Genomic DNA, 2,472 nt, shown 5'->3' on the forward strand with positions numbered 1-2,472 from the left:
GGATAAAATGGAAAAACAAATTAATGAAAAAATTCGTGAGATTGCACAGAGTGTTAATGAGACAATACCAGTAGCATGGGATAATCTTTTTATTAACATAAGTTTAGCTTTTGATGGAGGAGAGGTATATTATTTCTTTAATGAAGAGGGGAAAAATGAGTATATCTACAATCTATATATTCCAAAGCGGTATGGTATTCCTAATTTAGAATTTCGGAATCAAGAAAGACGCACCTTTAGATTAGCTTGGGAGTTGAGAGAAATTTTTGAGAAAGAAGGCCAACCTTTGTGGACTTCTTGTACTATAAAAGTAATTGGCACGAAATTATCTGCTGAATTTGACTATGCACCTTGGAATGAAAGTGATTATAGTTCAGGTCAACAAATGGACTTTTTTGAATATAAATATCTCGGAAAGCAACCAGCTAATGAAAAAGAACTAGAACAGTTCAAGGCTATGAAAGCCTTCCAAAGAGAGCATAATGGCAAATAGTTATATCTAAAGAATAAACCACCTACGCGGTGGTTTTCTTGTTGTTTAACAAATGTTGGTACATATGGTTTATGGTATACTATGGTTGTAGAGAAATGATGCTAAAAATCAAATCGGAGGAAAACATGCTAGAAAACTTTATCAAAGTGGCAGATATGCCCCAAGAAGTTATTGAAAAATACAAGGACCAAGTCCCTGCTGAGTTGTTACAGATTTGGCAGGAAGATGGCTTGGGAACCTTTTTAGATGGTTATCTAAAAGTCATCAATCCAGATGATTATCTTGAGCTTCTCCAAGATAGTTATTTCAGAGGAGATGTCGCTTTTCCTATGTTCGTAACAGCGTTTGGAGATATTGTTACTTGGGAAAAGAACGCCTATGTGGGAATTGTCCAATATAATATTCAGGATTTGGATATTATTTGTAAGGGGATGGATTTATTCGTTCAATATTTAGATAACGAATATATTACAAAAAAATTTGAACTTGATTTATACAGACAAGCTGTGTCAAAACATGGTGCTCTGTCTTATAACCAATGTTTCGGTTTTGTCCCGCTCCTAGCATTAGGAGGCTTTAAAGATGTGGATCATATGGATAAAGTTAAAGTCCTGGAGCACATTTACCTCATGTACCAACTCACAGGCGGAGTGTTTGACGATTGATAAAAAAGAACCACCCTCGCGGTGGTTTTTTCGATGAAAACGAGTGTTAGATAAATAGTGAGTCTTTGGATGAGACTCGCTTATTTTGTTAATGTAAAATTTTTTGGTACAAATTTTGGTACAAAAAACAAAATGACAAACAAAAAAGCCTGATATATCAGGCTTCCTGTTGATTTATTGGATGCCCCCTGCATGAATTTGTAAGAACTTTTCATATTGAAAATAAACAAAAATGTTGAAATATAGCTGATTTTAGGGAAATACTTTTAGGTATTTTCAATGTCAGGATTTAAAAATGGGGCAAAAGTGGGGAAAAATAACGAATGACTCATATAGGTTTCCTATTTGGTTTGAAAACCTATAATACCTAATGATTATGCTATACTAGATATATAGTGTTGTTATAAATAAATGTCAGTGCGAGATCAAATCGGGATACTGTCAATAATTATGTGTAAATACTCAAGTAGAGTTACGGAGTGTTAATCAAATAATTATTGACAGTATCGAATTTTTCTGGTAGAATGGCTTCGGTTAATATCTAAATGTTGTGTAGTTTTCTATCAACATAGTCAGGAGAAAAGGAACTTATGCTAAAAAAATTTAATGAATTGTCACTGAAAGATAAGGCTTATCTAATTGGCGGTTTGATCTTATTAGTCATTGTGATCTGCTTTGGTCTGCTCAATCGTCAAACAGTAACTGTCAGTCTTGTCTTTACACAACTATCTGCTTCCTTGATTTTGGTGATTTTTACTTGTCTAGTAATCGGAATCATTGCTGGTAGTGTTATTGGTATTAGCTATCACCATAGCAAGACTCAAGATCTGAGAAGCCGCATTGCTGAAGCAGAAGCGACTATCAATATAAAAGACAAGGAGCTTGTCCAGTACGAGGAACAGGTGCAACAATTAAAACAGGAAGCCAAACAATAAGTGTAGAAATCAAAAAGTTCCAGAGTCAGGTGAGACTTTGGAACTTTTTTGGGATAAGAGTGTCCCGTCTTAACAGAGCAGGTGTTTATTAGCAAGGATGAAGTCGATAAACCGTTGGCTGGCTAAGGGAAGAATACTCCTATCTGTAAAAGCAATAGAAAAAGGTCGGCAAATAGGTGGTTTGGTACTGCGTTGGACAATATTATAATTGACTTTCCGACTCAGAAAGATGCAAAAGATTTTCAGTTATTTTTCATTACACAAGTTAATGAAAAATAAACATATGTGGCTTTCGTGTTAGATAAAGACCTTATTTTAATTTATTCTAACTATTCTCAGGATAACGACATGAATTTGTAAGAACTTTTCATATTGAAAA

3 protein-coding genes are annotated in these 2,472 nt (G+C 34.3%); all 3 read left to right on the top strand.

Annotated elements, in window-relative coordinates:
* The first annotated feature begins 7 nt into the window (after nt 1-7).
* A complete protein-coding gene (locus HMPREF2917_RS09020; RefSeq protein WP_009732100.1) occupies nt 8-493 on the top strand; it encodes an immunity protein YezG family protein in 486 nt (161 codons plus the stop codon).
* 125 nt (nt 494-618) lie between these two features.
* Nucleotides 619-1,158: a T6SS immunity protein Tdi1 domain-containing protein gene (locus tag HMPREF2917_RS09025; RefSeq protein WP_009732101.1), complete on the top strand. Its 540-nt coding sequence runs from the start codon at nt 619-621 to the stop codon at nt 1,156-1,158.
* 590 nt (nt 1,159-1,748) lie between these two features.
* Nucleotides 1,749-2,093: a lipopolysaccharide assembly protein LapA domain-containing protein gene (locus tag HMPREF2917_RS09030; protein ID WP_004250751.1), complete on the top strand. Its 345-nt coding sequence runs from the start codon at nt 1,749-1,751 to the stop codon at nt 2,091-2,093.
* Nucleotides 2,094-2,472: the final 379 nt, after the last annotated feature.

The organism is Streptococcus sp. HMSC061E03 (assembly GCF_001813505.1).
Classification (GTDB): domain Bacteria; phylum Bacillota; class Bacilli; order Lactobacillales; family Streptococcaceae; genus Streptococcus.

Excerpts from the sequence above, each read along its gene's own strand:
- HMPREF2917_RS09025 (WP_009732101.1), top strand. The coding sequence starts at position 619 with ATGCTAGAAAACTTTATCAAAGTGGCAGATATGCCCCAAGAAGTTATT.
- HMPREF2917_RS09030 (WP_004250751.1), top strand. The coding sequence starts at position 1,749 with ATGCTAAAAAAATTTAATGAATTGTCACTGAAAGATAAGGCTTATCTA.
- HMPREF2917_RS09020 (WP_009732100.1), top strand. The coding sequence starts at position 8 with ATGGAAAAACAAATTAATGAAAAAATTCGTGAGATTGCACAGAGTGTT.